Below are 830 nucleotides of genomic sequence, written 5' to 3' on the forward strand. Positions count from 1 at the left end.
GTTCCGTTTCTCGTCTTACATTAACCTCTCGCCCAGCTGCGCAAGAAGAAGCGTGGAGTGCATATTCGGAAGGGCGTGATATGCAGGTCAAATTGCAGCCTGCTGCCCATCCCATTGGTACCACGGTTGAAGTGCTGGATTTGTTTTTCAATACTCCTGCACGCCGTAAGTTTCTGCGTACCGAAAAAACGGAATTTGCTCACATTGACGAGCTGTTAAAACGCATTGCACTGAGCCGCTTTGATGTCTCGATCAACGTTCGTCATAACGGCAAAGTGATCCGCCAGTACCGTGCGGCTAAGAATCAACTGCAAACCGAAAAGCGTATAGCGGCGGTGTGTGGTAATGCATTTGTGCGTAATATGCTTCGTATTGAGCTTGAGCATCAAGGTCTCAAGTTGCATGGTTGGATCACCACCCCGGATGGGGCTCGTCAGCAAAGCGATTTGCAGTATTGTTACGTGAATGGCCGCATGATGCGGGACAAACTGATCAATCATGCGATTCGTCAAAGTTACGAAATGAGTTTAAAGCCGGATCAATTTGCCGCTTATGTGTTGTTCATCGAGCTAGACCCGCATCAGGTGGACGTGAACGTTCATCCGGCGAAGCATGAAGTGCGTTTCCATCAAGCAAGATTGGTACATGACTTTATCTATCAAGCTTTGGCTGATGCACTGGCACAAAGCTCCGTGATTGATAAGCCGCAAGTCAATGAGTCCGCGTTCCATCGAGCAGAACCTGAAGAGCGAGAAAGCCAACCGAAAACGACGCCTCAATACTCGCCACAACCAGTGAGTACTACTGTCCCGGAGCGTGTGTATCAAGCG

At 49.3% G+C, this 830-nt stretch carries 1 protein-coding gene; it reads left to right on the forward strand.

What is annotated here, in order from left to right; all coding sequences use genetic code 11:
• Positions 1-830: DNA mismatch repair endonuclease MutL (mutL, locus tag R7E78_RS25680; protein WP_318058548.1), on the forward strand; the 830-nt coding region annotated here is incomplete at both ends.

The sequence above is a fragment of the Vibrio sp. YT-19(2023) genome (assembly GCF_033337395.1).